This is a genomic window from Nostoc sp. FACHB-152 (assembly GCF_014697475.1).
GTDB lineage: Bacteria > Cyanobacteriota > Cyanobacteriia > Cyanobacteriales > Nostocaceae > Nostoc_B.
This window is the reverse complement of sequence record NZ_JACJRV010000014.1, coordinates 1-24,988: the sequence shown is the minus strand read 5'-3', so window position 1 is coordinate 24,988 and position 24,988 is coordinate 1. Positions and strand designations below refer to the sequence as shown.

Here is a 24,988-nt window from a genome sequence, read left to right as displayed (position 1 = left end):
AAGTACAAAGACATCATGCACCCCAACGGGGAATAGAAAAATTAGAAGGTGATGGCTTGGGAGCCTGCTGAAAGCGATCGCGTCCTGCGATTTTTGCTTGATATAATGCTCTATCTGCCGCAGCAATGATTTCTTGAAAGTCCGATCCAGGCTGAGGAATATCTGTGGCTACCCCAGCACTAATAGTGACATAACCACTGACTTGAGAATTACTATGGGGAATGGCTAATCTCCTGACTGCCGAGCAAATTTGATCTGCTAACAGCAATGCCCCCGGAATTTCTGTCTTTGGTAAAATCACAGCAAATTCTTCACCACCATAACGAGCCACTAAATCGGCTGGACGTTTAGCAGTATTTTTAATGGCTTGCGCTACTTTTTTGAGACAGCGATCGCCTGCTCGATGGCCATAAGTATCGTTATAAGATTTAAAGTAATCAACATCACAAAGAATTAAAGACAAAGGTAATTGCTCTCGTGCCATTCGTTGCCACTCTTGAGTCAAATACTCTTCAAACCGTCCGCGACTAGCGACTTGCGTTAAAGCATCAATAGTAATTAATCTTTGCAATTCTTCATTAGCAAGTTCTAGTTTGTGCTGTAGCTGAGATTGCTGAATCAGGCGTTTGACGCGCTGGCGCAAAATTGGCCAGTGTATTGGTTTGGTGACATAATCGATTGCCCCCACATCAAAGGCATGGTCAACAGACTCTTGATCTTCTAGTCCAGTAATCATCAATACTGGGGTATACTTGCCTTGCTCCAGAGATTGTAATTGTTGACAACACTCAAATCCATCCATCCCTGGCATGATGGCATCCATGAGAACGATATTGGGGTGTAATTCCTGAAATATGGTTAACGCTTCTGTTCCATCTGTAGCTTCTGCTATTTGATATCCTTCTCGCTCTAGAGCAAGCCGCAGCTGAGTGCGGATAAACGGTTCATCATCCACAATCAAAACTAGAGATTGGTCTTCTTGAAAAGTGCTTTTCATGCTTTCTCCTCTAGTTCCATTTGCAACAATGCAGTTGCGACTTGCTCGTACTCTTGCTGAAGCTGTGAACAGATATCTGCACACCCAAAAAGAGTATTACTTTTTCCTTGAACTTCTAACTGCTGGCAAAGTTGTGCTAGGTTTGTTGCTCCTATAGAGGCACTGCTGGATTTGAGTTTATGAGCTGTCTTCCATAAACTTTGGGCATCTTGAGTTGCCACAGATTCTTTAATTTCTTGGATTAGTTTCGCAGCTTCTCTGCGATAACAGTGCAGCAGTTCTGCTAATGCTAACTGATCTTCTGCTACCATCTGGCGCAAAGATTGCACAACCTTGCTATCAATTGTAGATACTAAATTTGTTTGTTCGGATATCGGTGTTGATTGTGCTTGTAGGTGAGGTTGACATTTGCTCAGTGCATGGACTAACTCTGCCATTTGCACTGGTTTGCTAATGTAATCATCCATACCAGCTGCTAGACAGGCTTCGCGATCGCCGCGCATGGCATTGGCAGTAATAGCGATAATATAAGGGCGACTACTAGTTTCCCATTCCTGACAGATGATGCGGCTAGTTTCTAGCCCATGCAATTCTGGCATATGAATATCCATCAACACGACATCATAAGGTTGACGTTGCAATGCTTGTAGTACTTCTCGCCCGTTAGCAACTACATCTGCTTGGTATCCGATTTTTTGCAACATCAGTAGTGCAACTTTTTGATTAACTATCGTATCTTCTGCCAAGAGAATTCGCAGAGGAAGTTTTTCTGCCATATGGAAATCAAATTGCCCAGGATGAGAACGAGAAGTCCTGGCTGGAGGTTGCTGATGCGCCCAAGCATGGGTCAGGACGTAATGTAGTTGAGATTGTTTGATTGGTTTAGTCAAACAAGCGGCTATTTCAACATCACCAAAGTCGCTGCTTTCTGCTTGAGTTAAGGAAGTCAAAAGCACCAAGGGTAAATGTTGACAATTTGGCTGCTTGCGGATTTCTCTAGCTAGTGTCAGCCCGTCCATTGTCGGCATTTGCATATCGAGAATAGCAATATCAAATTCCATTCCTTGCTCAATCATGGCTAAAGCTGTTTCACCTGATTGAGCAATATATGTTTGCATTTGCCAAGGCTGCACTTGCAAGCTGAGAATTTTACTGTTGGTGGGATTATCATCTACTATTAACAGCCGCTTCCCAGCCAACTGGGTTAATGAGGTGCCAACTTCTGACATTAGGGTATGGGCAATATTAGTTTTAATAGTGAAGTAGAATGTGGAACCTATCTCTGAGCAAACTGATGCAACTCGTTTGCGATTTTGCCATTCCGGACAAGGATGACCGCCAATACAGCCACGGCTTTCTACCCACAAGCTCCCATTCATCATTTCACTTAAGCGTTTGCTAATCACTAGCCCTAGTCCAGTACCGCCATAAAGTCGAGTCATGGAAGCATCTGCTTGGCTGAATGGCTGGAATAGCCGCGTCATTTTTTCTGGGGTGATGCCAATACCTGTATCTTGAATACTAAACAGAATTTTGTAGCTGGTTGCACTATTTTGAGTTTCTAGTTGATGGGCATAGACAGACAGGACAACTTCGCCTTGGTGCGTGAATTTAATCGCATTGTTGAGCAAGTTCATCAAGATTTGGCGCAGGCGGGTGAGATCACCAATAATCTGCTTGGGAACTTGGGGATGAATCAGATAAATCAGTTCAATATGTTTTTGGGCGGCTTTGGGTGCTAAAAGGTCGATGACTTGCTCGACACAAGCCTTTAAATCAAACGGTTTTTCTTCTAGTTCCAGCCTGCCGGATTCAATTTTGGAGAAGTCGAGAATATCATTGATAATGGTCAGCAAGGCATCGCCGCTAGTATGGACTGTTTCTACTAACTCTTGCTGTTGTGGGGTCAAGTCAGTATCTAGCAGTAATTCTGTCATGCCAATCACGGCATTCATCGGGGTGCGAATTTCATGGCTCATCATGGCCAAGAATTCACTTTTAGCGCGGTTAGCTGCTTCTGCTTGGCGTGTTGCCTGCTCTAGGGCAAAGTTTTTTAAGGTGAGTTCTTCTCGTTGTCGAGTTTCTTGTTCTAGTAAATGAGCATGGGTGAGGGCTATGCCAAGTTGGGCGGCGACTGCTTCTAATAATTCAATTTCTGCTGCTGTCCATTGGCGAAAGTAACTGCACTGGTGTAAACCAATCACTCCATTGGGTTGGCCTTGATAAGAGGTGCGGACTGCTAACATGGATTTTAAACCAATGTCTTGGCAAAGGCTTTGTAAGTTTTGGAGTAAAGGTTCAGCATACACATCTGGAGAAGATATGGCTTTATCTTCTGTAATGATCTGCTCTGTGTGAGGATTGTCAGTTAAGGAGATTTCCAAGGTTTGCTGACAACGGTAAGTGGGAGAAGTATTATACTCTGCTACGAGCGGGATTTGGGGTATAGGCTCGCTAACGTAAGCGTAAATTAAACAGCGATCAACTTGAAATGCTTGCCCGATTTGAATAGCTGCGGTTGCAAATATTTGTTTGCTATCAAGACTTTGACGAATTTGCTGAGTAATTTGCTTTAACAGTAGCGTTTGTTGTAATTGTTGTTGTAATGCTTTTTGTGCTGCGACCCTTTCTGTAATGTCGTGATTGAAACTTACACTAGCGATCGCCTCTCCTTGTTCATTTTGTAAGAGAATGACTGTAGTTTCACAAATTCCTTCACTACCATCTTTCCGCCGAAAGTGAAATTCCCCTGAGTAGCGTCCATACTGCTGAATTTCTTGACAAATTTGGGGTATGGGTGTCTGTGTAATTTCTGGTTTATATAAAATACTTGGCGTTTTCCCGATAATTTCGGCTTTTGTATAGCCAAACATCCACTCGGCCGCATCATTCCAGTCAATAATTTTGCCGGTTAAGTCTGCAATCATCACCGCATCATACATATTTTCAAAAATGAGGGCTTGTCGATGTAGGGCTAATTCTGCTTGTTTGCGATCGCGTAGTGCGGCTTGCCGTTCGCTAATATCGTTATGAATACCAATAAAATGGGTGAGCTTGCCTGTATCATCATGAATTGGGGAAATGCTTAATTCATTCCAAAACAAGCTGCCGTCTTTGCGGTAGTTACGCAACACTATTTGGCAACTATTACCATCTTTTAGGGATGCTTGCAGTTGTCTAATTTCTGGTTGTAAGTTGTCTGTCCCCAGCAAAAAACCATAGTTATAGCCAATTACTTCGGTGGTACTATAGCCTGTGATTAGCTCAAAAGCTGGGTTGACATAAATAATTGGCTGATTGGGTAGTTGGGCATCAACAATCATAATTCCATTACTGGCGGCAGCTAAAGCCCGTTCCCGCAATCTCAAGGTTTCTTCTACTAGCTTTAAATTAGTAATGTCAAACAAAAATCCCCTTAATACTATAGGTGTGCCAGCTTCCTGTACAACATTTACAATGTCTCGCAACCAGACAATGCGGCCGTTAGCAGCTAATATCCGGTATTCAAATTCGTGATTTTCTCCTCTAGCAGTTGCTTCTTGGCAAATCTGTATTGCTTGTTCGCGGTCGTGGGGATGTAAATGATTGACCCAAAAATTTTCCTGGTACCATTCTTCAAGAGGATAGCCTAATAAGGTTTCTGCTTGTGGCCCGACATAAGTAAAGCGCAAAGTCTTGGCATCTACTTCCCAAGGAATAACTTTGACTGTTTCTAGTAATTCTCGTAGCCGCGTTTCACTGGCCCGGAGAGCAATTTCGGTGTTTTTTTGCTCTTTAAACCGTTCGGCAAGTTCGAGATTAATTGCTGCTATATGCTGATTTCTAAGTTCTGTGCCTAGCCATACATGAATGGATAATGTGAATGTCCCAACGACAATTAGCCCAAAAATCAAGACAATTGTTGGTAAGGGCGATCGCATTTTTGTTAATAATTCGGCAGTAGGATAAACCTCGATGCGCCAGTTGATTCCGTATAAGTCAATATCTACCTTTCGTTGCCAAGGTATTAACTGGGGTAGCACCGCATCTTGTCCGTAAATTAACTCTTTTCCCTCCAAGAATCTAATGTTGTAACCTTGGGGCAAATTCACTATCGAATCAAACAAAGATTGAATTTCAAAGATTCCTAAGATAAATCCATCAAACCGCTCACCTACCCAAAGCGGCACATAGACTAAAAATCCTTGCCCTCCTTGGGCTAACTCAATTGTGCGGCTAACGCTGGTTTGCCGAAGATTGCGCGCAGTTTCTAGAGCGGCTTTTAGCTGAGGTTCTTGGCTGAGATTGAGATTTCTCGCCATTTTGTTGCCAACTTCAGGGAATATCCATCTAGTTTGCAATGATGCATCTACCCATTCCAGAGTTTGATATCCGCCAAAATCTGCCACATAATCTGTTGCTTGTAGTTGCCATTCTCTTTGTTCCAGCCCACTATGCCGTTGCCAGTGCTTTCCTATGCGCTCTAATGCCAAAATGCGAGTATGCAGTTGAGCAGTTAATTGGGTTTGAATTGCGATCGCTTGCTGTTGAACAGTTTGTTTAATGCTTTTTTGCTCTTCTATTATTAGTCTCTGCCAAAGTAGAATTAACGCAAATAAAATCACAATTCCCACTAACAATGGCAGCAAATCTCGCTTGCTGAAGAGTTTCTTTGCTGTCACCTGATGATATCTGTGCTGCCTAACCACTTATTCATCCTCTAGCACTTTCAGCATTTTTTATAATGATTTTTTGTTAATTATTTAAGATAATAATTAATTTTATAACCCAATACGGTTCAGTTAAAATCCCCCTGCCTGCGGCAACTCCCTTTTTAAGGGGGTAAAAGAGGGTTATTAGCCCCCCTGCTTTTTAAGGGGAGTTGGAAGGATATAAAGCAGTTAAAACGTTAACTTAACCTTATTGTTTTATAATCCTAGTATTTCATCTAAATAAAATTATTTTTATTTTTTGGCAAACTTTATTAAACTTTTAGGATATTGTTCATTAACTAACTATATATTTTATAAAAAATTTTAGTCTTTTAATCTTAAATATTAAATAATATAAATTAATTTATATTATTTAATATTTATTAAATCTTTTTTTTAAATATATTTTATCTATATCAAATCAAGCATATACCATATTAACAACTAGCTAAGAAATATAATTATTTTCCTTGATTCTTATAACAGTATTAATATATTAATTATACTTAATCTATATAGCAATCCTAAATCAGCTGCAAACAACTCTATTGCCTATTGCCTCTTCCCTATTGCCTGCCCATAAGTAGTTTGTAAATAAAATAGGATTGCTATAGCATTCCTAAATCATTCGTAAATAACAAGATCCCCGACTTCTTCAAGAAGTCAGGGATCTGAGCCTTGGAATTTTCACAAATCAAATAGGACTGCTATAGAGGATGTTTGCCTCCTAGCAAGCTGTACATAGCAATCCTAAATGAGTGCCAAACAAATCTATTACCTATTGCCTGCCCCTAAGATTAGTTTGTCAATCAAATAGGAGTGCTTGCTATACATCTTAAATGCTAACTTCGAGATTGAAGTGTTTGAACTAGATGGTTAAAAGGTTGCCAATTATCTTGCTCAGTAATTTGTTCCCAAACCGATTCAATTACTGGTCTGATTAGTACAGTTTTAGGATTATGCTGAGATAAAGTTTGGGCTATATTTGCCATCTCATCTAAATCGAAATGATTTAAGATTTTATGGTACAGTATGCACCAATTATCAAAAATTGCGGCATTACCAGCATTTGGCACAATATCTGAATTGTTTAGTACGCAAGCTGGCTCATCACGCCATTTAGAAGAAAAAGTCCGAGCCATTTCCGAGAAAAATAAATGATAACCAACTTGGCTCTCTTTCAAGAATGTAATAGTTAGCTCTAAAAGTTCATCCGCTTCTGGATGCAATAACTGTTCAAAACCTAATTTTTTCAACATTAAATGGCGATATTCTGCACCATAATAGTCATCAAAGCTGGCTAATCCTGCTTCCATGTCCTTTGACTCAATAATTGCCTTTAATGGTTCCTGAAGCATTTCTAAATTCCATTGGCAAATACTGGGTTGATGACCATAACAATAGCGTTTGTAATAGTCGAAATATGCGGCGGTAAAATAAGGGTCATAAGTAGGAATAAAAGCATAGGGGCCATAGTCAAAGCTTTCCCCAGTAATCGACATATTATCTGTATTTAAAACTCCATGACAAAAACCTGCTGCCATCCACTGTGCCACTAATTCTGCAACGCGCTTGACCAACTCTGCATAAAATAAGGCGTATTTATCTTTTTCGGTAACTAAGTGATGATAATAATACTCAATTACATGGTCTAACAGCTTTTGGGTTAAATCAGAACGCTTTAAATAGTGGAAACGCTCAAAATTTCCGAAGCGAATATGAGAACTGCTCATTCTCACCATTACTGATGAACGAGTGGGAGAAGGTTCATCACCACGCCATAGAGATAAGCCAGTTTCTATCATGCTTAAACAGCGTGAAGTACGGACTCCCATCTGGTGTAGTGCTTCAGCTGCTAAAACTTCCCGCACTCCGCCTTTGAGTGTCAGCATCCCGTCGCCACCCCGTGAGTAGGGTGTTCTACCAGAACCTTTAGTACCAAAATCGTATAATTCGCCATCAGTACTGCGAACTTGACCGTACAGAAAGCCTCTGCCATCACCTAACTGCGGGTTATAGGTACCAAATTGATAACCGTGGTAACGCAGTGCTAATAAAGGTTTGCGTCCTTGGAATTTGCCAAAGGCGGTAATAAAATGCTCATCTTTAACGGCTGGAGGCTCTAGCCCTAAATAAGGTAACAGGGCATCATTACGCCAACGCAAAATATGTTGCGGGAATTCCTCTGCGGCTACTTCATCATAGTAATCATCACCCAAAGATTCTAAGGCTGGTTCGTAGTTAAGGGTGAGCAAAGGATTAAAAGAGTTGTCTTGGTTGGGAGTTTCAGCCAGAGTCATTACGCGCAAAGCTCAAAGGATTATTCCCTTCATCGTAACGCTGAAGCAGAGCGCAGGAAGGAGGCAAGGGGGCAAGGGGGCAGGAGAGCGGGGGAGCAGAGGGGCTTAGGGGCAGGGGGAAGACGTTTGAATTCTTGCTGTTGCCTATTGCCTATTGCCTCATTATCTATATGCTGAAAGCAATAATTACCATCAGTAATTATCAATTATTTCGATTGTATTTTATTTTGTAGACAAAATATATGTTTTAGACAATAGTACGTATAAGTAATTATTGATGGTTTATTTAATAAATTACCTTTACACAGCTTAATCATTATGGAAAGTTGATTGTTATCATCAATAACCTCCGATACATTGCCATTATTCGTTGACTTTGCTGCTAACAATAAATTTTTACTTATATGATCAATCTAATATTTATTTAAGAATTATGGTTTGAGAGTTAACCAATTTGACGTTAAAACCTGTAAACTAAGTTTCAACGAATTAAGTGATCCCCAAACAAAGTTCTCAAGCCGCAATAATTCTCTTTCCAGTTGGTTATTTTAGCCTTTTATTAAAAATAATTGGCTGGAATTAGCTTGTTTGAATATAGAGCGAAATTATCATGTGAGAGCCACAAGCGAAATCATATTCGACTTGCGTTAATTTTCATGCTTAAAAAAATTTAAATTCAGCTTTGAGGAGATATAGTATGTCAGATTTTTTTAATCAAATTTCTCGCCGCAAATTTATCGTAACAGCAGGTGCATCTGCAAGTGCTGTATTTCTCAAAGGCTGTTTAGGAAACCCTCCAGAGAATTTGACTGGTGGAAGTTCGCAATCTGCACCAACTGCTCAATCAGTTGCTAATGTCAACCCAGAACAAGCACCTGAAACTACAACTGTGAAGTTAGGGTATGTTCCTATTGTAGAAGCAGCACCTTTAATTATTGCTCAAGAAAAAGGCTTTTTTGCTAAGTATGGCATGACTAAAGTGGAGCTTTCTAAACAAGCTTCTTGGGGTTCAGCGCGAGATAACGTAGAGATTGGTTCGGCTGGTGGTGGGATTGATGGTGGACAATGGCAAATGCCAATGCCACATTTAATTACCGAGGGTTTAATTACTAAAGGTAATCAAAAAATCCCGATGTATGTGTTGGCGCAGTTAATTACACATGGGAACGGGATTGCGATCGCCAGCAAACACGCCGGTAAAATTAGTCTAGAAGTTGCTCAAGCTAAGTCTCTATTCAAAGAACTAAAATCCTCTACACCATTCACAGCTGCATTCACCTTCCCCCACGTTAACCAAGATTTGTGGATTCGTTACTGGTTAGCAGCTGGTGGTTTAGACCCAGATGCAGATGTCAAACTCCTGACTGTACCTGCGGCGCAAACTGTCGCCAACATGAAAACCGGGACAATGGATGCCTTCAGCACCGGTGACCCCTGGCCATATCGCATTGTTCAAGATAAAATCGGCTTCATGGCTGCTTTAACCGCAGAGATTTGGAAAAATCACCCAGAAGAATACTTTGCAATGCGCGCTGACTGGGTTGATAAAAATCCCAAAGCCACCAAAGCACTGTTAAAAGGCATTATGGAAGCGCAGCAATGGTTAGATAACTTTGATAACCGCAAAGAAGCTGCACAAATTCTCGCTGGACGCAATTATTTCAACTTACCTACACCCGAAATTTTGGCAGGCCCATATCAAGGTAAATATGACATGGGTGATGGCCGAAAAATTGACGATAAATCAATGGCTGCTTATTACTGGAAAGATGGAAAAGGTAACGTATCTTATCCCTATAAGAGTCATGATTTGTGGTTCATAACTGAAAACGTTCGTTGGGGCTTCTTGCCAAAAGATTACATTGCCAATAATGCAGCTAAAGCGAAAGAACTCATTAATAAAGTTAACCGCGAAGATATTTGGAAAGAAGCAGCAAAAGAAGCGGGTATTGCCTCGGCTGATATTCCTACAAAGACATCTCGTGGTGTAGAAGAATTTTTTGATGGCGTGAAGTTTGACCCCGAAAATCCCGAAGCGTATCTCAAGAGTCTCAAGATTAAGAAAGTGAGTGTTTAGTTAAGAGTCATTAGTCATTAGTCATTAGTCAATTGAGGAAAATATCATGACCATAGCCCAAAAAAGAGCAGCCAGCCCTAAGTTTGATAACAGTTTTATATCCCAGTTACAAAAACAATTTCCGAACATTGTACCCCCTGCGATCGCACTTTTAATATTTCTCGGACTTTGGCAATTATTTGCTTTGACTCCCGGCGCAACATTACCAGGGCCAATTCAAGTCATCAGCGATACGTGGATTTTGATTTTGTATCCTTTCTACGATAAAGGCGGCATTGATAAAGGTCTCTTTTGGCAGATTTTAGCTAGTTTGCAACGGGTGGCTATTAGTTACACTTTAGCGGCGATTGTGGGTATTGGTTTGGGCATTTTGATTGGCGTGAATCAAACCATGTCTAAAGCTTTAGACCCACTGTTTCAACTATTGCGGACTGTGCCTCCTTTGGCTTGGGTTCCGATTTCCTTGGCTGCACTACGTCAAAACGAACCAGCAGCATTATTCGTAATTTTCATTACCTCAATTTGGCCTATCTTAATTAATACTGCGGTTGGTGTAACTCAAATTCCTCAAGATTACAACAACGTTGCCAAAGTTTTGCAACTCAGCCGCAAAGAATACTTTCTCAACATTTTGATTCCATCTGCTTTACCTTACATTTTCACCGGATTAAGAATTGCGATTGGTTTGGCTTGGTTAGCGATTATTGCGGCAGAAATCGTAATGTCTGGTATTGTCGGCATCGGCTTCTTCATCTGGGATGCTTACCAAAATAACGACGTGAGTGAAGTAATTTTGGCTCTAGTTTATATCGGTGTCGTTGGTTTATTGCTCGATAAATTCATGGCTTGGTTGCAAAACCTGATTTTACCAGCAGAACAAAAGTAAGAAGGCAGGAGGCAGAGGGCAGGAGGCAGGAGGAAAAAAGAATTTATATCTCCCCTTACACCCTCATCTCCACCATTTTTCTCCACTCCCTAATCCCTAATTCCTTACCTAACGCTTATGTCTGTATTTGTTGCTGTTGATCAAATTGATAAGGTCTTTAATTTAACTGGTGGCGGTCAATATATTGCGTTAAAAGGTATTGACCTGCAAATTAAAAAAGGTGAGTTTGTTTCTTTAATTGGTCACTCTGGTTGCGGTAAATCCACATTATTAAATATGATTGCGGGTTTGGATTTGCCGACTGAAGGTATTGTGACTTTGCAAGGACAGAAAATCACCAGACCAGGGCCAGACCGGATGGTGGTATTCCAAAACTATTCATTATTGCCTTGGCGGACTGTGAGAGAGAATATTGCCTTGGCAGTAGACTCAGTAATGAATGGTTTACCTGCGGCAGAACGCAAAGCGATTGTTGAAAAACATATAGATATGGTGGGTTTACGTCCCCACGCTGACAAACAACCGGGAATGTTATCGGGTGGACAAAAACAACGGGTAGCGATCGCTCGTGCCTTAGCAATCCGTCCTAAACTGTTACTGTTAGATGAACCCTTCGGTGCGTTAGATGCCTTGACACGGGGTAACTTGCAAGAACAGTTAATGCAAATCTGCGAAGAAAATAAAGTCACAGCCGTCATGGTGACTCATGACGTAGATGAAGCAGTGCTGTTGTCTGACAGAATTGTCATGTTGACCAACGGCCCCGAATCTAAAATTGGCGACATCTTAGAAGTTGATATCCCCAGACCCCGCAAACGCATGGAAGTAGTTGAACACCCCAGCTACTACAGCTTGCGAAGTGAAATGATTTACTTCCTCAACCAGCAAAAACGGATTAAGAAAATTCGGGCGAGAAAAACAGCGGATGTTGCCCGTCACGGTTTAGAAAAAGTTAACTTAGAAATTGGCTTCTTACCTCTCACAGCCTGCGCCCCTCTGGCTGTCGCTAAAGAAAAAGGTTTCTTTACCAAGCATGGCTTAGATGAAGTTAACTTAGTGCGGGAAAGTAGCTGGCGGGGTATCGTTGACGGCATCACTGGCGGTTATTTAGATGCAGCCCAAATGCCTTCCGGGATGCCAATGTGGTTAACTTTAGGCGGTTATAAAAACCAACCCTTGCCTGTAGTTACCGCCCTCACCATGACCCGCAACGGTAACGCCATCACCCTAGCCAAACGCTTTTATGATGAAGGTGTCCGCACCTTATCTGACTTCAAAAATTATCTCCTCCGCACCCGCGACCAACGCCACACAATGGGCGTAGTCCATCCCGCCTCCATGCATAATATGCTGCTACGTTATTGGTTGGCGGCTGGTGGTATTGACCCAGATTTAGATGTGGATATGCACATTATTCCACCCGCCCAGATGGTCGCTGACTTGCAAAATAAGAGTATTGACGGTTACTGCGTGGGCGAACCGTGGAACTATCGCGCCGCCGTGGAAAATGTCGGCTTTACCATCGCCACTGACTTAGAAGTTTGGTTAGGACACCCCGGTAAAGTTCTTGGTGTGCGGGAAGATTGGGCAGAAAAGTATCCTAACACCCACATCGCCTTAACCAAAGCATTATTGGAAGCTTGCCAATACTGTGCAAATCCCCAAAACGTCGAAGAAGTCAGAAGAATTGTGGCGGGGAGAGATTACGTCAGCACGGATTTAGAATACATCCAACTAGAAGACCCGGATAGCTTGGTTTGTGATATCGACCATCCTTTGCGGGACTACGCCCATCACCAATTTTATTCTGAGTCTGCTATTAACCGTCCCAGCCGCACAGAACAACTTTGGATTATGAGTCAGCTGGCGCGTTGGGGTGATACTCCCTTCCCCAGAAATTGGGTAGAAGTTGTAGAACGTGTTTGTCGGGTACGCGTTTTCAGTACCGCCGCTAGAGAATTAGGTTTAGATATCAGCTATACTCGCCAACCGATTCAGTTATTTGATGGTACTCCTTTTAACGCCGATGATCCCATCGCCTACCTCAACAGCTTAGAAATTAAACGCGACTTTTCTATTGCTGAAGTTATCCTCGACTCACCCATTAGAAGAGTTGCATAACTGATGCTTGAGTATTGGAACTTCATTAATGAAGATCAAAGGTTCATCCACGAAGCTCAAAGCTTCATCGCTGAAGATAAAAGGTTCATCCACGAAGCTCAAAGCTTCATCGCTGAAGATAAAAGGTTCATTCACGAAGCTCAGAACTTCATCGCTGAAGATAAAAGGTTCATTCACGAAGCTCAGAACTTCATCGCTGAAGATAAAAGATTCATTCACGAAGCTCAGAACTTCATCGCTGAAGATAAAAGATTCATTCACTAAGTTCCGAACTTCATCGATGGAGATAAAAGGCTGATTCTTCGATTTCCAAACTCCATTAATGAAGATAAAAAACTCATTGGTGTACACATCTGTTAAATTATCCCCCTTAAATCCCCCCTTATAAAGAGTTCCCTCCCCTTTATAAGGGGGGTAATACCAAAACCTAAGTTCCACCCAATCTACTTCACCCTTCATACTTCATCCACCGCCATGCAAAACCGCAATTTGTCCACCGTCACCAGCACTTCCAGAAAACCATTACCAACTCTGAGCGACAACAGCAGACATTTCCTAGAAATCAGAGACGTTAGCAAAGTTTATCCCACCAAGAAAGGCCCCTTCACTGTGCTTGATGGCGTTAACCTAAATGTCAATCAAGGTGAATTTCTTTGTGTAATTGGTCACTCTGGCTGTGGTAAATCAACACTGCTTAATATGGTTTCTGGTTTCAACTTTCCCACCTCTGGGCAAGTGTTACTCGAAGGTGAACCTATCACCAAGCCAGGCCCAGACCGGATGGTTGTGTTTCAAAACTATGCGCTTTTACCTTGGCGGACTGCATTTGAAAATATCTACTTAGCTGTGAATGCAGTTTACCCCAACAAAATGGAAGCAGAGAAACGGGCAATTGTCCGCGACCATTTGGCAATGGTGGGACTGGCTGACGCGATGGAGAAAAAGCCCATGCAAATGTCCGGTGGTATGAGACAGCGTGTTTCTATTGCCCGTGCGTTGGCAATTCGCCCGAAAGTGCTAATTTTAGATGAACCTTTTGGGGCGTTAGATGCGATTACTAAAGAAGAATTGCAGGAAGAACTGCTAAAAATTTGGAACGAGAATCGCTGCACAGTGTTGATGATTACCCACGACATTGATGAGGCGTTATTTTTAGCAGATAAGTTGGTGATGATGACGAATGGCCCTCATGCCAAAATTGGCGAAGTCATGGAAATTCCCTTTTCTCGTCCCCGCGATCGCGCCCGCATTATGGAAGATCCACAATATTACAAACTGCGTAACTATGCCTTAGACTTCCTATTCAACCGTTTTGCCCACGATGATGTCGGTTAATAGATTGTTTGCGACGATACAGGTTAGCAATAAAGCAAAAGATTAATGGTAGATTAATTTACTCTTAATCCTTTGCTTTCTTTTTTATCAAAAAATTTTATTTCCTAAAAAATTAAAAAACTGACATAGCAAGCCTAAATAAAATCCAAAACCTATTGCCTATTGCCTGCCCCCACGAGTAATTTGTAAATCAAATAGGATTGCTATACCATTTCACCAAATAAATGATACAAATAATTTCTCTTCTGCTGTCTATTTGTATCAAACTTAAAGTGAAACAGTATGAAATGCCCAACTTGGAATCAAAGCGTTTAATCCAAAATCTAAAATCTAAAATTGTTATCAGGAATAAACAGTAGATTTATTTACAAACAGCAAAATAATTTTAACTGAGTCACCTGTAATACCATTCCAAGAAAAATCTGATACAGATGTAGACTCCCAAAACTTTGCTGTATTTAAGTTTTTTTAATGGCGGTAAGCTGTTAAGCACCTAAGAGAGCAGTTTAGACCGCTCTTTTGCAGGGGAGGTAGCGCGTTGCGTGTAGCGACTGCCGTGAGCAGAGGGGCAGAGGAAAGGGTTTAAGTCATTTATTCACAATTTCAATAGTGCAGCTTAAATGCTGATTAGTTTAGCGAGCCTGCGAGTGTGCGCCGCGAATTATGAATTGGTATAAACTGTTCTCTAATAGACAAATTTTAATCTGTCACAGGGTAGATTGACATCAAATAGTATCAATAAAAACAAATTAAAATTAAATATTTGTAACTATTACTAGCATTTTTCTGCATTTTACCTGCAAGTATATACCGGATAACTATTAAAAACCTGATTGAAGATTGCTTCTATAATAGAGTCAGACATTTTTATATATAAAATATCAGATTTTAGTTAACATCAATTAAATTATATGGAAATATATGGATACAAACAATTGGTCAAAGTTACCAAGAACAGTACCTGTCAATACCAAAGCCTTACTATTAGTCAATCATCATGCCCGCCAAGGACAACAGCGATTGATAGAGGCGATTCATTATCTTGAACAATTGGGTTTTCATTTAATTGAAGAATCTACAGAACACCCCAAACAACTTTCAGAAATAATTATGCGTTACCAGCATGAAGTGGCTTTAGTCATTGTTGGCGGTGGTGATGGGACTCTTAACGCAGCCGTAGATGGATTAGTTAAAACCAAATTACCTTTAGGAATTTTACCTTTAGGAACTGCCAACGACTTAGCCAGAACTTTAGGCATTTCTAATTCATTAGAGGAAGCTTGTAAAATTATTGCCTATGGAGAAATGCGGCGTATTGATTTAGGTTGGGTCAACGGTAAGCATTTTTTCAACGTTGCCAGTATGGGATTAAGTGTAAAAATTACTCAACGCCTGACTAAAGAAGTGAAACGCCGATGGGGAGTATTTGCTTATGCTGCGATCGCATTACAAGTAATTTGGGAGTCTCGCCCGTTTAGCGCAGAAATTCGGATGAAGGATAAATCCTTTCGGGTAAAAACAGTTCAAATAGCTATAGGTAATGGTAGATATTATGGTGGTGGTATGGCGGTGGTGCATGATGCCACCATCGACGACCAAAGACTTGATCTTTATAGTTTAGAAATTCAACATTGGTGGCAAATCATACCTTTATTGCCAGCAATGCGGCGAGGTAGACACATTCTTTGGCGCGATGTTCGTGCTTTGCAGGGACAGGAATTTGAAATTTATACTCGTAAACCCCGCCCAATCAATACTGATGGCGAAATTACAACTTACACGCCAGCTAGCTTTCGAGTTATACCTCAGGCTGTCACTGTTTTAGTGCCACCGATATGAATGAGGGAGCAGCTTGTTGGCAGAGGGGCAGAGGTGCGGAGGAGCAGAGGAGAGGTTACAGGCAATTCCCCCCTGCTCCCCTGCTCCCTTTCCCCCCTGCCTCTTCTTCTGGGTGCATTTTATTAATATCTAAATTGTTATACTTAAATAAAGCTGGGTCTTGTGGCAAATCACACCAACTCACGCCAAATGCATCTGAGATTTTCTCAAGAAATTAAATTCTTACTGCAACGCTTATCTGACCAACACCTGAGTTTAGGCGATATTTTAGCAGAGACGGCTGAACGCGGATTCAGCGTGGTAATTGTAATATTAGTTTTGCCTTTTTTGTTTCCTATGCCTCCAGGGTTGGCAGGGCCTTTTGGTGCTGCTTGTTTGCTGATATCGGTACAGATGATTTTCGGCAGGCGATCGCCTTGGCTGCCTAAACAAATTGCCAAATATAAATTCCCTCGCCCTTTTGCCCAACTTCTGTTAAAAAATCTGCAACGTCTCACCAAAATATTAGAAAAAATTACTCGCCCTCGGTTAAAACGAATAGCGAGAAATCCTTTAACTTGGCGGATAAATGGGCTATGTATTTCTTGGTTAACAATATTATTAATGTTACCAATCCCCTTTACAAATCCCATTCCCACCATTGGGATTATACTTTTTGCAGTCGCTACTATTGAATCTGACGGTTTACTAATTGTTTTTAGCTATATTCTGACTGGTTTAATTACATCACTATTTGCATTTATTGGTTATGCAATCTGGTTAGCACCTAGTTTGCTACCTTCTGTATTGAGATAATTAATTCATCTAGATAAAATGTAAAACAATTAAGCTATTTGTATAGGAGTATTATGTCTACTGTTGAATTTCAAGCCAAAGTTGAAAATGGTGTCATTGTTATTCCTGAAGAATATCAACAAGAATTAGTAGAGGTTAGCACTGTTAAGATTGTTGTATTTAAGCAGTCTCAGAAACAAGATGTACAATTCGACATTATGAATGAACTAGCACAAAAACCTGTCTCAGTACCAGGAATTCGCTCAATTACTCGTGAAGAAATGCATGAGCAATAAATGATGAGCAATCATCTCTGCTTTATTGACTCCAATATTTGGCTCTATTATCTAATAGTTGACCCAAACTCTAGTGCGACAGAAGAGCTTAGGAAAAGGTCTTTAGCTATTAATTTAATTAATAGCGTTAATGGTGTTGTCAGCACTCAAGTCATTAATGAAGTTTGCTCTGTTTTACATAGAAAAGCCGCGTTTACTGAGTTGCAAATTCAGCAAGTTATTCAATCATTCTACAGCCGAGTTGCAGTAGTTGAGTTAGATCGAGATATACTTATGAATGCTTCTGATTTGCGGAGTTGATACAGCTTTTCATTTTGGGATGGCTTGATTGTTGCTAGTGCTTTATCTGTAAATGCCAATATTTTTTATTCAGAAGATATGCAAGATAACATGGTTATTGAACAAAAACTTACCATCATTAATCCTCTTAAGTGAAGCCAGTACACTGAAATTAAAAAATAAAAGCCCTCAGTCATTAGCTGGGGGCTGTTAATTATAAGGGTGCATCTACTACTATTTCTATAAGCTTATGAATGCTGGCAATATCCGGAAGAATTACAAATTGCAGTGAGCTTGTTAGTTATTTAGCAACATTGCCAAAGAAACTTCGCCCCTTGTTGGCATACTGAACAAACAAAGCCATATCCAGAACCAGAATCGCCAAACTGAACTTCGGCACTGTATTCTAACTGAAATACAAACGTCATCCTAGCTCCACAACTACAGATAGGAGTTTCATCCGCCTGAATCCACAAAGGCTCACCACCAATTTTGCCGCATATTTGATTTTGAGATTGGTTTAAAATATCACAATAAGTGTCAGCTAAATCATTACACTCATCTAGAGTTAACAAAGTTTCTTCTAACAGAAATTCTTCTTGGTCACAAGGTGCTTCAAGGTTTGCCAAGTTAGTTTTAGAAACTAGTATTGCTACGTTGCCTCCCGAATTAGCATCCCACTCATCACAAAGTCCAGGGTTATTACTACACATAAATATAAGGAGTAGCTGTTGGCGATCGCAGACTTCTTTGATTGCCGTTTCTTCTAAGCCAATTTGACCAAGAAACTGCATCCACGCACCACATACACGGCAACTCACCCATTGAGTATTCGCAGGAGCAAGGGGTTTCCCACCTATTTTTGTCAGCTGATGAAGAGGAGCTTGATTAGATTCCCGCATTAACAAAGCCATAATTTTATATGTTTAACAGTTAGCTTCAAATTAGATGTTAACAACTTAGGCTAAAAGGAGTTCTGAAAAGTAAATACGAAATTATAAGTATTTTTTACTTGTATTTTTAAATACACAAATGTTAGAATTTATGCTTTTTGTTACGGAACTATTATTAAAAGAAATAAGTTATATATGATATGTTTGGAATTTTAAATTATGCCAAGAAATATCAATATTTAAGACTTGATACCTTGATATTGGCTGATTTATAAGGAATTTATTGAGTTAAAAAAAATGCTGGAAAACAGCAATAATTGATACAACTTCAATTTTTTGAAAAATAGTCTTCATTACAACTTTAAAATTCATTTGTCGGCACAATGGGGGCAGAGAAAGATAACAAAAGATTTGCGCTCGGAGACGAATAATGGTAGCGATGTCTACGACCGGCTACGCCCAAGCAGAAAATGTTCAGCATCGGCTCACTGTCCAAACTGTAGAAATTGCCCCAAACACGACGGCGATTCGCTGTCTTGATTGGGATCGCGATCGCTTCGATATCGAATTCGGACTGCAAAACGGTACGACTTACAATTCCTACCTAATTCGGGGCGAACAAACAGTTTTAATTGACACTTCCCACCAGAAGTTTCGTCAGTTGTATTTAGATACTCTCAAAAGTCTAGTAAACCCCAAGACTATTGATTACATTATTGTCAGCCACACAGAGCCAGACCATAGTGGTTTAGTAGAAGATGTATTGCAACTAGCTCCGAGAGCGACTGTTTTAGCTTCTAAAATCGCGCTGCAATTTTTGGAAGGTTTGGTACACGAGCCTTTTTCTAAGCGGATTGTGAAAAGTGGCGATCGCATTGATATTGGCAAAGGTCACGAAATTGAATTCGTGAGTGCGCCTAACTTGCACTGGCCTGACACCATCTTTAGTTTTGATCGCAAAACCCAAACCATCTATACTTGTGATGCTTTTGGGATGCACTTTTGTGACGATCGCACTTTTGATGAAGATTTAGAAGCGATCGAAGCTGACTTTAGATTTTATTATGACTGTCTTATGGGGCCAAACGCGCGATCGCTATTGAATGCGATGAAGCGTATGGGCGAACTGGGCAAGATTAAAATCATTGCAAACGGTCACGGGCCTTTACTTTATCATCATCTAGATATTCTGACTGAGTGCTACCAAAGCTGGAGCCAAAGACAAGCCACAGCCCTAACCACCGTTGGCTTATTTTACGCTTCTGACTATGGTTATAGCGATCGCCTCGGTCAAGCCATCTCAGAAGGGATTCAAAAAACTGGCGTTGGAGTAGAAATGCTCGACATCAGCACAGCCGAAGCCCAAGAAATTCAAGAATTAGCAGGTAGAGCAGCTGGCATTATCATTGGTATGCCTCCATCTACCTCTGTTGCGGCTCAAGCTGGTATTAGTTCTTTAATTTCCGTTGCCAAAGACAAACAATTCTTTGGATTGTTTGAATGCTTTGGTGGGGATGATGAACCAGTCGATACCCTCCGCCGGAAATTTCTCGACTCAGGTGTAAAAGAAGCCTTCCCAGCAATTCGGATTAAACAAGCTCCCACTGCATCTACATATCAATTGTGTACTGAAGCTGGCACAGATTTAGGGCAAGCAGTCACCCGTGAACGTAACATCAAGCAAATTAAAGCCCTTGATGTGAACATGGAAAAAGCCCTGGGGCGGATTAGCAACGGATTGTATATTGTCACCACTAAAAAAGGCGATATCAGCAGTGCGATGTTAGCCTCTTGGGTTAGCCAAGCCAGCTTGCAACCTTTAGGATTTACAATTGCTGTTGCTAAAGACCGCGCCATTGATGCTTTGATGCAAGTAGGCGATCGCTTTGTGCTAAACGTCTTAGAAGAAGGCAACTATCAAGAACTCAAAAAGCACTTCCTCAAGCGTCTACATCCCGGTGCTGATAGATTTGCAGGTGTGAAAACCCAAACCGCAAAAAACGGTTCACCCATTTTGACAGATGCTCTGGCATACATGGAATGTGAAGTGCAAAGCAGTATGGAGTGCAGCGACCACTGGATTTTATATTGCACAGTCCAAGACGGTCGTGTTTCCAAATCCGATGGCTTAACCGCAGTTCGCCATCGCAAAGTAGGTAACTACTACTAAATAAGGCAGGAGGTGAAGCAGTGCGGTCTTGGGGGTTGCCCCCATGAGCAACTGCTGAACCCGAAGGGCAGGAGGCAGAAGGCAGAAGGCAGAAGTGAGTTCTGTCAATCCTGTATCCTATTTCCCCTGCTACCCTGCTCCCCATGTCCCCTGCATCCCCATCCTGCCAAGATTTAACAAATCCATGCAATCTTCCAATTCTTTGACTCGTTTTATTCAATCTGTTAAGACTCGGTTTTTTCCCTTTTTATCTCAACACCCAACACCTATGAGCGATTCCAAGCCCCGTGACGTACAGATTTTTCCCATTGCTACAAACACCAAAGTTCTCAGAGCGCGTAGTCGGTCACGTTTGCGGTTTGAAATTGAATACGTATTAGAAAGAGGCACAACCTCTAATTGCTATGTAATTGAAGGTGATAAAACTGCGATTATTGACCCACCTGCTGATACCTTCACGACAATTTTTTTGGAAGCCTTACAGCAGACCATCAACTTAAAAAAATTAGATTATGTCATCCTGGGTCACTTTAGCCCCAATCGGGTGGGAACTTTAAAAGCATTATTGGAACTGGCTCCCCAAATTACCTTTGTTTGTTCGCTCCCTGGTTCGGCTAATTTAAAGGCGGCTTTCCCAGATAATGCTTTAAATATTTTGGTGATGCGGGGGAAAGAAACCCTAGATTTAGGCAAGGGTCATGTATTAAAGTCCTTCCCCACTCCCAACCCTCGCTGGCCGGAAAGTCTTTGCACCTACGACCAGCAGACTCAAATTTTGTTCACAGATAAACTTTTCGGCGCACATATATGCGGTGATGAAGTTTTTGATGACAACTGGGAACAAATCAAAGAAGACCAACGCTACTACTACAACTGTTTGATGGCTCCCCAGGCGCAACACGTCGAAGCCGCTTTAGAAAAAATCTCCGATTTCCAAGTGAGAATGTATGCTGTTGGTCACGGGCCTTTGGTTCGCAGTAGTTTAATTGAACTGACCAAAGCTTATGCAGACTGGAGCCATTCGCAAAGAGATCGAGAAATTTCTGTCGCCCTACTATACGCCTCAGCTTACGGCAATACTGCCACATTAGCACGGGCGATCGCTCTCGGATTAACCAAGGGCGGCGTTGCAGTTCAATCTATCAACTGCGAATTTGCCAGTCCCGATGAAATCCAGGCGGCGGTAGAAAAGTCAGATGGTTTTCTTATCGGTTCACCGACTATCGGCGGTCATGCACCGACACCCATCCACACTGCTTTGGGTATTGTCTTGAAAGTTGGCGATAACAACAAAGTCGCTGGAGTTTTCGGTTCCTACGGCTGGAGTGGCGAAGCCGTTGAGATGATTGAATGTAAATTAAGGGATGCAGGCTATCGCTTTGGTTTTGAAACTTTAAAAGTTAAGTTCAAACCCGACGATGTTACCCTCAAGTTCTGCGAAGAACTCGGTACAGACTTTGCTCAAAACTTGAAAAAAGCCAGAAAAATCCGCGTTCCCCAACAATCTGCAACCCCTGTCGAACAAGCCGTAGGTCGGATTGTCGGTTCAGTTTGTGTCATCACCGCCAAGCAAGGTGAAGTTTCTACCGGGATGTTAGGTGCTTGGGTATCGCAAGCCACCTTTAACCCACCTGGTTTAACTGTAGCGATCGCCAAAGAACGGGCAATAGAATCTCTCATGTATCCTGGTGGTAAGTTTGCCTTAAATATCCTGGCGGAAGGCAATCAACAAGAATACATGAAGCATTTCCGCAAGAATTTTGCACCGGGAGAAGATAGATTTGCTAATTTCGGCACTATTGCTGCTGAAAATGGCAGCCCAGTTCTTACCGATGCGCTTGCTTATGTTGAATGTTCTGTTGAGCAACGCATGGAATGTGGCGACCACTGGGTAGTTTATGCCACTGTTGACAACGGCAAATTAATTAAGCCGGATGCAGTGACAGCAATTAATCATCGTAAAACAGGTACTCATTACTAAGTAATTCTTTTTTTCCCTACCGCCCTGCGGATATTTACAACTAAAGCCAGTGCTGAAATTCTATAGGCAGCACTGGCTCTTTTTTGTATAGTTACCAATGCAATGGTAAATAATACTTGTGTAGAGAGGCAATAGGCAATAGGGAACAGGAAAGAAGGAACAAAGGTATACTGAGTTTTTTTTAGAAATCAAAAAGGTATCAAACACTATAAAATCATAGCGTCAAGATTTTATGACGATTTTTCTCTACAAACAAAACCTGCTCTAATGGTTTATATACAAAACTTCCCTATAATTCATGGGGTTGTTAGCTGCTCAAGCTAAATACTGTAGTTAACTAGGTACTTTTGCATGGTACTGGATATCTCTTCTTTGCCTTTGGCATTTCAATTTACTTCTCCAGGCCCGATTTTGGTGAAAATTGGGCCATTAACTATTCGCTGGTATGGCTTATTGATTGCTACGGCGGTGTTAATTGGTGTTAGCCTTTCTCAGTACCTGGCAAAACGCCGTAATGTTAATCCAGAGTTGCTGAGTGATTTGTCAATTTGGCTAGTGGTTGGGGCAATTCCTGCCGCACGACTATATTATGTTTTGTTTGAATGGGCGGAATATGCCAAGCGTCCAGATAAAATTATCGCTATTTGGGAGGGTGGAATTGCGATTCACGGTGCAATTATCGGTGGCACAATAGCTGCCTTGATTTTTGCCAAACTCAAGCGGGTTTCTTTTTGGCAGCTAGCAGATTTAGTTGCACCTTCGTTGATTTTAGGACAAGCGATCGGGCGGTGGGGTAATTTCTTTAACTCGGAAGCGTTTGGTAGTCCGACCAATTTACCTTGGAAGCTATATATTCCTCTAGAACGTCGTCCTCCAGAATTTGTTAATTTTGAATACTTTCACCCCACCTTCCTCTATGAATCTCTGTGGAATTTAATGGTATTCGCCCTGCTATTAAATTTATTTTTCCGGGGTGTATCTGGCAAAATACGGCTGAAAGTAGGTACTTTAATAATGCTTTACTTAACAGCCTACAGCACGGGACGCTTTTGGATTGAAGGTTTACGCACTGATAGCTTGATGCTGGGGCCGCTGAGAATAGCCCAAGTTGTAAGTTTAACGGGTATTATTGCAGGTTTAACTGGGTTAGCTTGGCTATATTTGCGTAACCGTCATTTACCTGATGTCGTTTCGTCCAGTGATTGAGAAGAGTAATTACTAGAAGCACTAATGACCAATGACCAAAAATAAAAAATGCCCCAGATTTGACTCTAGGGCTTAACCAGGGTGCATCTACCATTCCATTCTTCTATAGCTAGAGGGTGAATCCGGAAAGTTACTGAGAAAAACCCCAAATTTTTTTTTGAGATTTTTTTATTTACGGGTAAATACTTAGAAAAATATCTGATTTTTTGTATGGAAACTAATCAAAATTTTATAAAAACAGCAGTTTATATTGTGGGTGCAGGGCCGGGAGACCCAGATTTATTAACTGTTAAGGCGCAAAAACTCTTATCTCATGCGGATGTAATTTTATTTGCAGATTCTTTAGTTCCAGAACAAATATTAAATTTGTGCCGACCGGATGCAGAAATTATTCCGACGGCAAATCAGACTTTAGAAGAGATTGTAGCTTTGATGGTAGAACGAGTGCGATCGCATAAATCTATCGTCCGTCTCCATTCTGGCGACCCCAGCCTCTACAGTGCTGTCCACGAACAAATGCAGATGTTGTCTGAGGCTAACATTCCCTTTGAAGTCGTACCGGGAATTAGTGCTTTTCAAGCCGCCGCAGCCAAACTCAAGGTAGAGTTAACAATCCCAGGCTTAGTTCAAACTATCATCCTCACCCGCATTAGTGGGCGTACAGAAGTCCCCAGTACAGAAGAATTAGCCAGCCTCGCTGCCCATCAAGCTAGTTTATGCTTATATTTGAGTGCGCGTCACGTCGAAAATGCCCAAGCCAAATTACTCGAACATTACCCAGATGAAACCCCCGTGGCTATATGCTTTCGTCTAGGTTGGCCTGATGAAAAAATTTGGGTGGTTCCTCTCAAACAAATGGCAGAATGTACGCAGCAAGAAAATCTCATTCGCACCACACTGTATGTAATTACTCCCGCACTCTTGCCAAAAACCGGGCGATCGCATTTATATAATCCTGAATATAATCATCTATTTCGTTCTGATTCAAAGGCAATAGAAGAATAATCATTTTCTTTTATTCTCATCTCTGTGTTATGAACACCTTAAGGGGCTACAAAAAGGGCTAGAATGCAGACAGAATAAGTCTCATAGCTCTTTGACCTTGTTGGTAGAAAGGACGCTTATTAGGACTTAATGTCAATA

General features: G+C 41.3%; 17 protein-coding genes. 12 read left to right on the top strand and 5 right to left on the bottom strand.

The window, feature by feature from the left end:
- Positions 1 to 13: 13 nt before the first annotated feature.
- The 3 genes from H6G76_RS13745 to H6G76_RS13735 form a co-directional block, all read right to left on the bottom strand.
- Positions 14 to 997 (bottom strand): PleD family two-component system response regulator, encoded by a 984-nt coding sequence (locus H6G76_RS13745; RefSeq protein ID WP_190701153.1) that lies wholly within the window; start codon positions 995 to 997, stop codon positions 14 to 16.
- Complete coding sequence (locus tag H6G76_RS13740) at positions 994 to 5,685, bottom strand: PAS domain S-box protein (RefSeq protein WP_190701149.1); 4,692 nt, start codon at positions 5,683 to 5,685, stop codon at positions 994 to 996. Before H6G76_RS13740 ends, H6G76_RS13745 begins: the two co-directional genes overlap by 4 nt.
- Before the next feature lie 845 nt (positions 5,686 to 6,530).
- Positions 6,531 to 7,988: a YdiU family protein gene (locus tag H6G76_RS13735; RefSeq protein WP_190701131.1), complete on the bottom strand. Its 1,458-nt coding sequence runs from the start codon at positions 7,986 to 7,988 to the stop codon at positions 6,531 to 6,533.
- 697 nt (positions 7,989 to 8,685) lie between these two features.
- Here H6G76_RS13735 and H6G76_RS13730 point away from each other — a divergent pair.
- The 3 genes from H6G76_RS13730 (at position 8,686) to H6G76_RS13720 (ending at position 13,072) form a co-directional block, all read left to right on the top strand.
- A complete protein-coding gene (locus H6G76_RS13730) occupies positions 8,686 to 10,065 on the top strand; it encodes a CmpA/NrtA family ABC transporter substrate-binding protein (protein ID WP_190701129.1) in 1,380 nt (459 codons plus the stop codon).
- 46 nt (positions 10,066 to 10,111) lie between these two features.
- Entirely contained in the window at positions 10,112 to 10,951 is an 840-nt protein-coding gene (gene ntrB / locus H6G76_RS13725) for a nitrate ABC transporter permease (protein ID WP_190701127.1), read from the top strand.
- A gap of 117 nt (positions 10,952 to 11,068) precedes the next feature.
- On the top strand, positions 11,069 to 13,072 hold the full coding sequence (locus H6G76_RS13720; RefSeq protein WP_190701125.1) for a nitrate ABC transporter ATP-binding protein: 2,004 nt from the start codon (positions 11,069 to 11,071) through the stop codon (positions 13,070 to 13,072).
- On the opposite strand, the gene H6G76_RS13715 is transcribed toward H6G76_RS13720, so the two are convergent.
- A complete protein-coding gene (locus tag H6G76_RS13715; protein ID WP_190701120.1) occupies positions 13,049 to 13,531 on the bottom strand; it encodes a hypothetical protein in 483 nt (160 codons plus the stop codon). The genes H6G76_RS13720 and H6G76_RS13715 overlap by 24 nt on opposite strands.
- Positions 13,532 to 13,546: 15 nt before the next feature.
- Here H6G76_RS13715 and H6G76_RS13710 point away from each other — a divergent pair, with 15 nt between their 5' ends.
- The 5 genes from H6G76_RS13710 to H6G76_RS13690 all read left to right on the top strand — a co-directional run bounded on the left by H6G76_RS13710 (position 13,547) and on the right by H6G76_RS13690 (position 17,616).
- Positions 13,547 to 14,407, top strand: coding sequence for a nitrate ABC transporter ATP-binding protein (locus H6G76_RS13710; RefSeq protein ID WP_190701117.1), 861 nt, complete (start codon positions 13,547 to 13,549; stop codon positions 14,405 to 14,407).
- A gap of 921 nt (positions 14,408 to 15,328) precedes the next feature.
- Positions 15,329 to 16,246, top strand: coding sequence for a lipid kinase (locus tag H6G76_RS13705; protein ID WP_190701114.1), 918 nt, complete (start codon positions 15,329 to 15,331; stop codon positions 16,244 to 16,246).
- Between the two features lie 189 nt (positions 16,247 to 16,435).
- Positions 16,436 to 17,041, top strand: coding sequence for an exopolysaccharide biosynthesis protein (locus H6G76_RS13700; RefSeq protein WP_190701351.1), 606 nt, complete (start codon positions 16,436 to 16,438; stop codon positions 17,039 to 17,041).
- Between the two features lie 53 nt (positions 17,042 to 17,094).
- The gene (locus H6G76_RS13695; RefSeq protein WP_190701111.1) at positions 17,095 to 17,316 is read left to right on the top strand and encodes a hypothetical protein; all 222 of its coding nucleotides are present in this window, start codon (positions 17,095 to 17,097) and stop codon (positions 17,314 to 17,316) included.
- Positions 17,317 to 17,616, top strand: a complete 300-nt coding sequence (locus H6G76_RS13690; RefSeq protein WP_242056386.1) for a PIN domain-containing protein — start codon at positions 17,317 to 17,319, stop codon at positions 17,614 to 17,616.
- 284 nt (positions 17,617 to 17,900) lie between these two features.
- On the opposite strand, the gene H6G76_RS13685 is transcribed toward H6G76_RS13690, so the two are convergent.
- Positions 17,901 to 18,509 (bottom strand): DUF1963 domain-containing protein, encoded by a 609-nt coding sequence (locus H6G76_RS13685; RefSeq protein WP_190701108.1) that lies wholly within the window; start codon positions 18,507 to 18,509, stop codon positions 17,901 to 17,903.
- A gap of 409 nt (positions 18,510 to 18,918) precedes the next feature.
- On the opposite strand from H6G76_RS13685, the gene H6G76_RS13680 reads away from it, so the two are divergent.
- The 4 genes from H6G76_RS13680 to cobM all read left to right on the top strand — a co-directional run bounded on the left by H6G76_RS13680 (position 18,919) and on the right by cobM (position 24,850).
- Positions 18,919 to 20,658, top strand: a complete 1,740-nt coding sequence (locus H6G76_RS13680) for a diflavin flavoprotein (protein WP_190701105.1) — start codon at positions 18,919 to 18,921, stop codon at positions 20,656 to 20,658.
- Positions 20,659 to 20,926: 268 nt separating this feature from the next.
- The gene (locus tag H6G76_RS13675) at positions 20,927 to 22,639 is read left to right on the top strand and encodes a diflavin flavoprotein (protein ID WP_190701348.1); all 1,713 of its coding nucleotides are present in this window, start codon (positions 20,927 to 20,929) and stop codon (positions 22,637 to 22,639) included.
- Positions 22,640 to 22,990: 351 nt separating this feature from the next.
- Positions 22,991 to 23,845: a prolipoprotein diacylglyceryl transferase gene (gene lgt, locus H6G76_RS13670; protein ID WP_190701103.1), complete on the top strand. Its 855-nt coding sequence runs from the start codon at positions 22,991 to 22,993 to the stop codon at positions 23,843 to 23,845.
- 210 nt (positions 23,846 to 24,055) lie between these two features.
- Positions 24,056 to 24,850, top strand: coding sequence for a precorrin-4 C(11)-methyltransferase (gene cobM / locus H6G76_RS13665; RefSeq protein ID WP_190701099.1), 795 nt, complete (start codon positions 24,056 to 24,058; stop codon positions 24,848 to 24,850).
- The last annotated feature ends 138 nt before the right edge of the window (positions 24,851 to 24,988 follow it).

Bases quoted from the DNA above. Each gene is read 5' to 3' on its own strand.
- cobM (WP_190701099.1), top strand. From the start codon at position 24,056: ATGGAAACTAATCAAAATTTTATAAAAACAGCAGTTTATATTGTGGGT.
- lgt (WP_190701103.1), top strand. From the start codon at position 22,991: ATGGTACTGGATATCTCTTCTTTGCCTTTGGCATTTCAATTTACTTCT.
- H6G76_RS13695 (WP_190701111.1), top strand. From the start codon at position 17,095: ATGTCTACTGTTGAATTTCAAGCCAAAGTTGAAAATGGTGTCATTGTT.
- ntrB (WP_190701127.1), top strand. From the start codon at position 10,112: ATGACCATAGCCCAAAAAAGAGCAGCCAGCCCTAAGTTTGATAACAGT.
- H6G76_RS13680 (WP_190701105.1), top strand. From the start codon at position 18,919: ATGGTAGCGATGTCTACGACCGGCTACGCCCAAGCAGAAAATGTTCAG.
- H6G76_RS13720 (WP_190701125.1), top strand. From the start codon at position 11,069: ATGTCTGTATTTGTTGCTGTTGATCAAATTGATAAGGTCTTTAATTTA.
- H6G76_RS13690 (WP_242056386.1), top strand. From the start codon at position 17,317: ATGATGAGCAATCATCTCTGCTTTATTGACTCCAATATTTGGCTCTAT.
- H6G76_RS13745 (WP_190701153.1), bottom strand. From the start codon at position 997: ATGAAAAGCACTTTTCAAGAAGACCAATCTCTAGTTTTGATTGTGGAT.
- H6G76_RS13675 (WP_190701348.1), top strand. From the start codon at position 20,927: ATGAGCGATTCCAAGCCCCGTGACGTACAGATTTTTCCCATTGCTACA.
- H6G76_RS13705 (WP_190701114.1), top strand. From the start codon at position 15,329: ATGGATACAAACAATTGGTCAAAGTTACCAAGAACAGTACCTGTCAAT.
- H6G76_RS13710 (WP_190701117.1), top strand. From the start codon at position 13,547: ATGCAAAACCGCAATTTGTCCACCGTCACCAGCACTTCCAGAAAACCA.
- H6G76_RS13685 (WP_190701108.1), bottom strand. From the start codon at position 18,509: ATGGCTTTGTTAATGCGGGAATCTAATCAAGCTCCTCTTCATCAGCTG.
- H6G76_RS13730 (WP_190701129.1), top strand. From the start codon at position 8,686: ATGTCAGATTTTTTTAATCAAATTTCTCGCCGCAAATTTATCGTAACA.
- H6G76_RS13735 (WP_190701131.1), bottom strand. From the start codon at position 7,988: ATGACTCTGGCTGAAACTCCCAACCAAGACAACTCTTTTAATCCTTTG.
- H6G76_RS13715 (WP_190701120.1), bottom strand. From the start codon at position 13,531: ATGAAGGGTGAAGTAGATTGGGTGGAACTTAGGTTTTGGTATTACCCC.
- H6G76_RS13700 (WP_190701351.1), top strand. From the start codon at position 16,436: ATGCATCTGAGATTTTCTCAAGAAATTAAATTCTTACTGCAACGCTTA.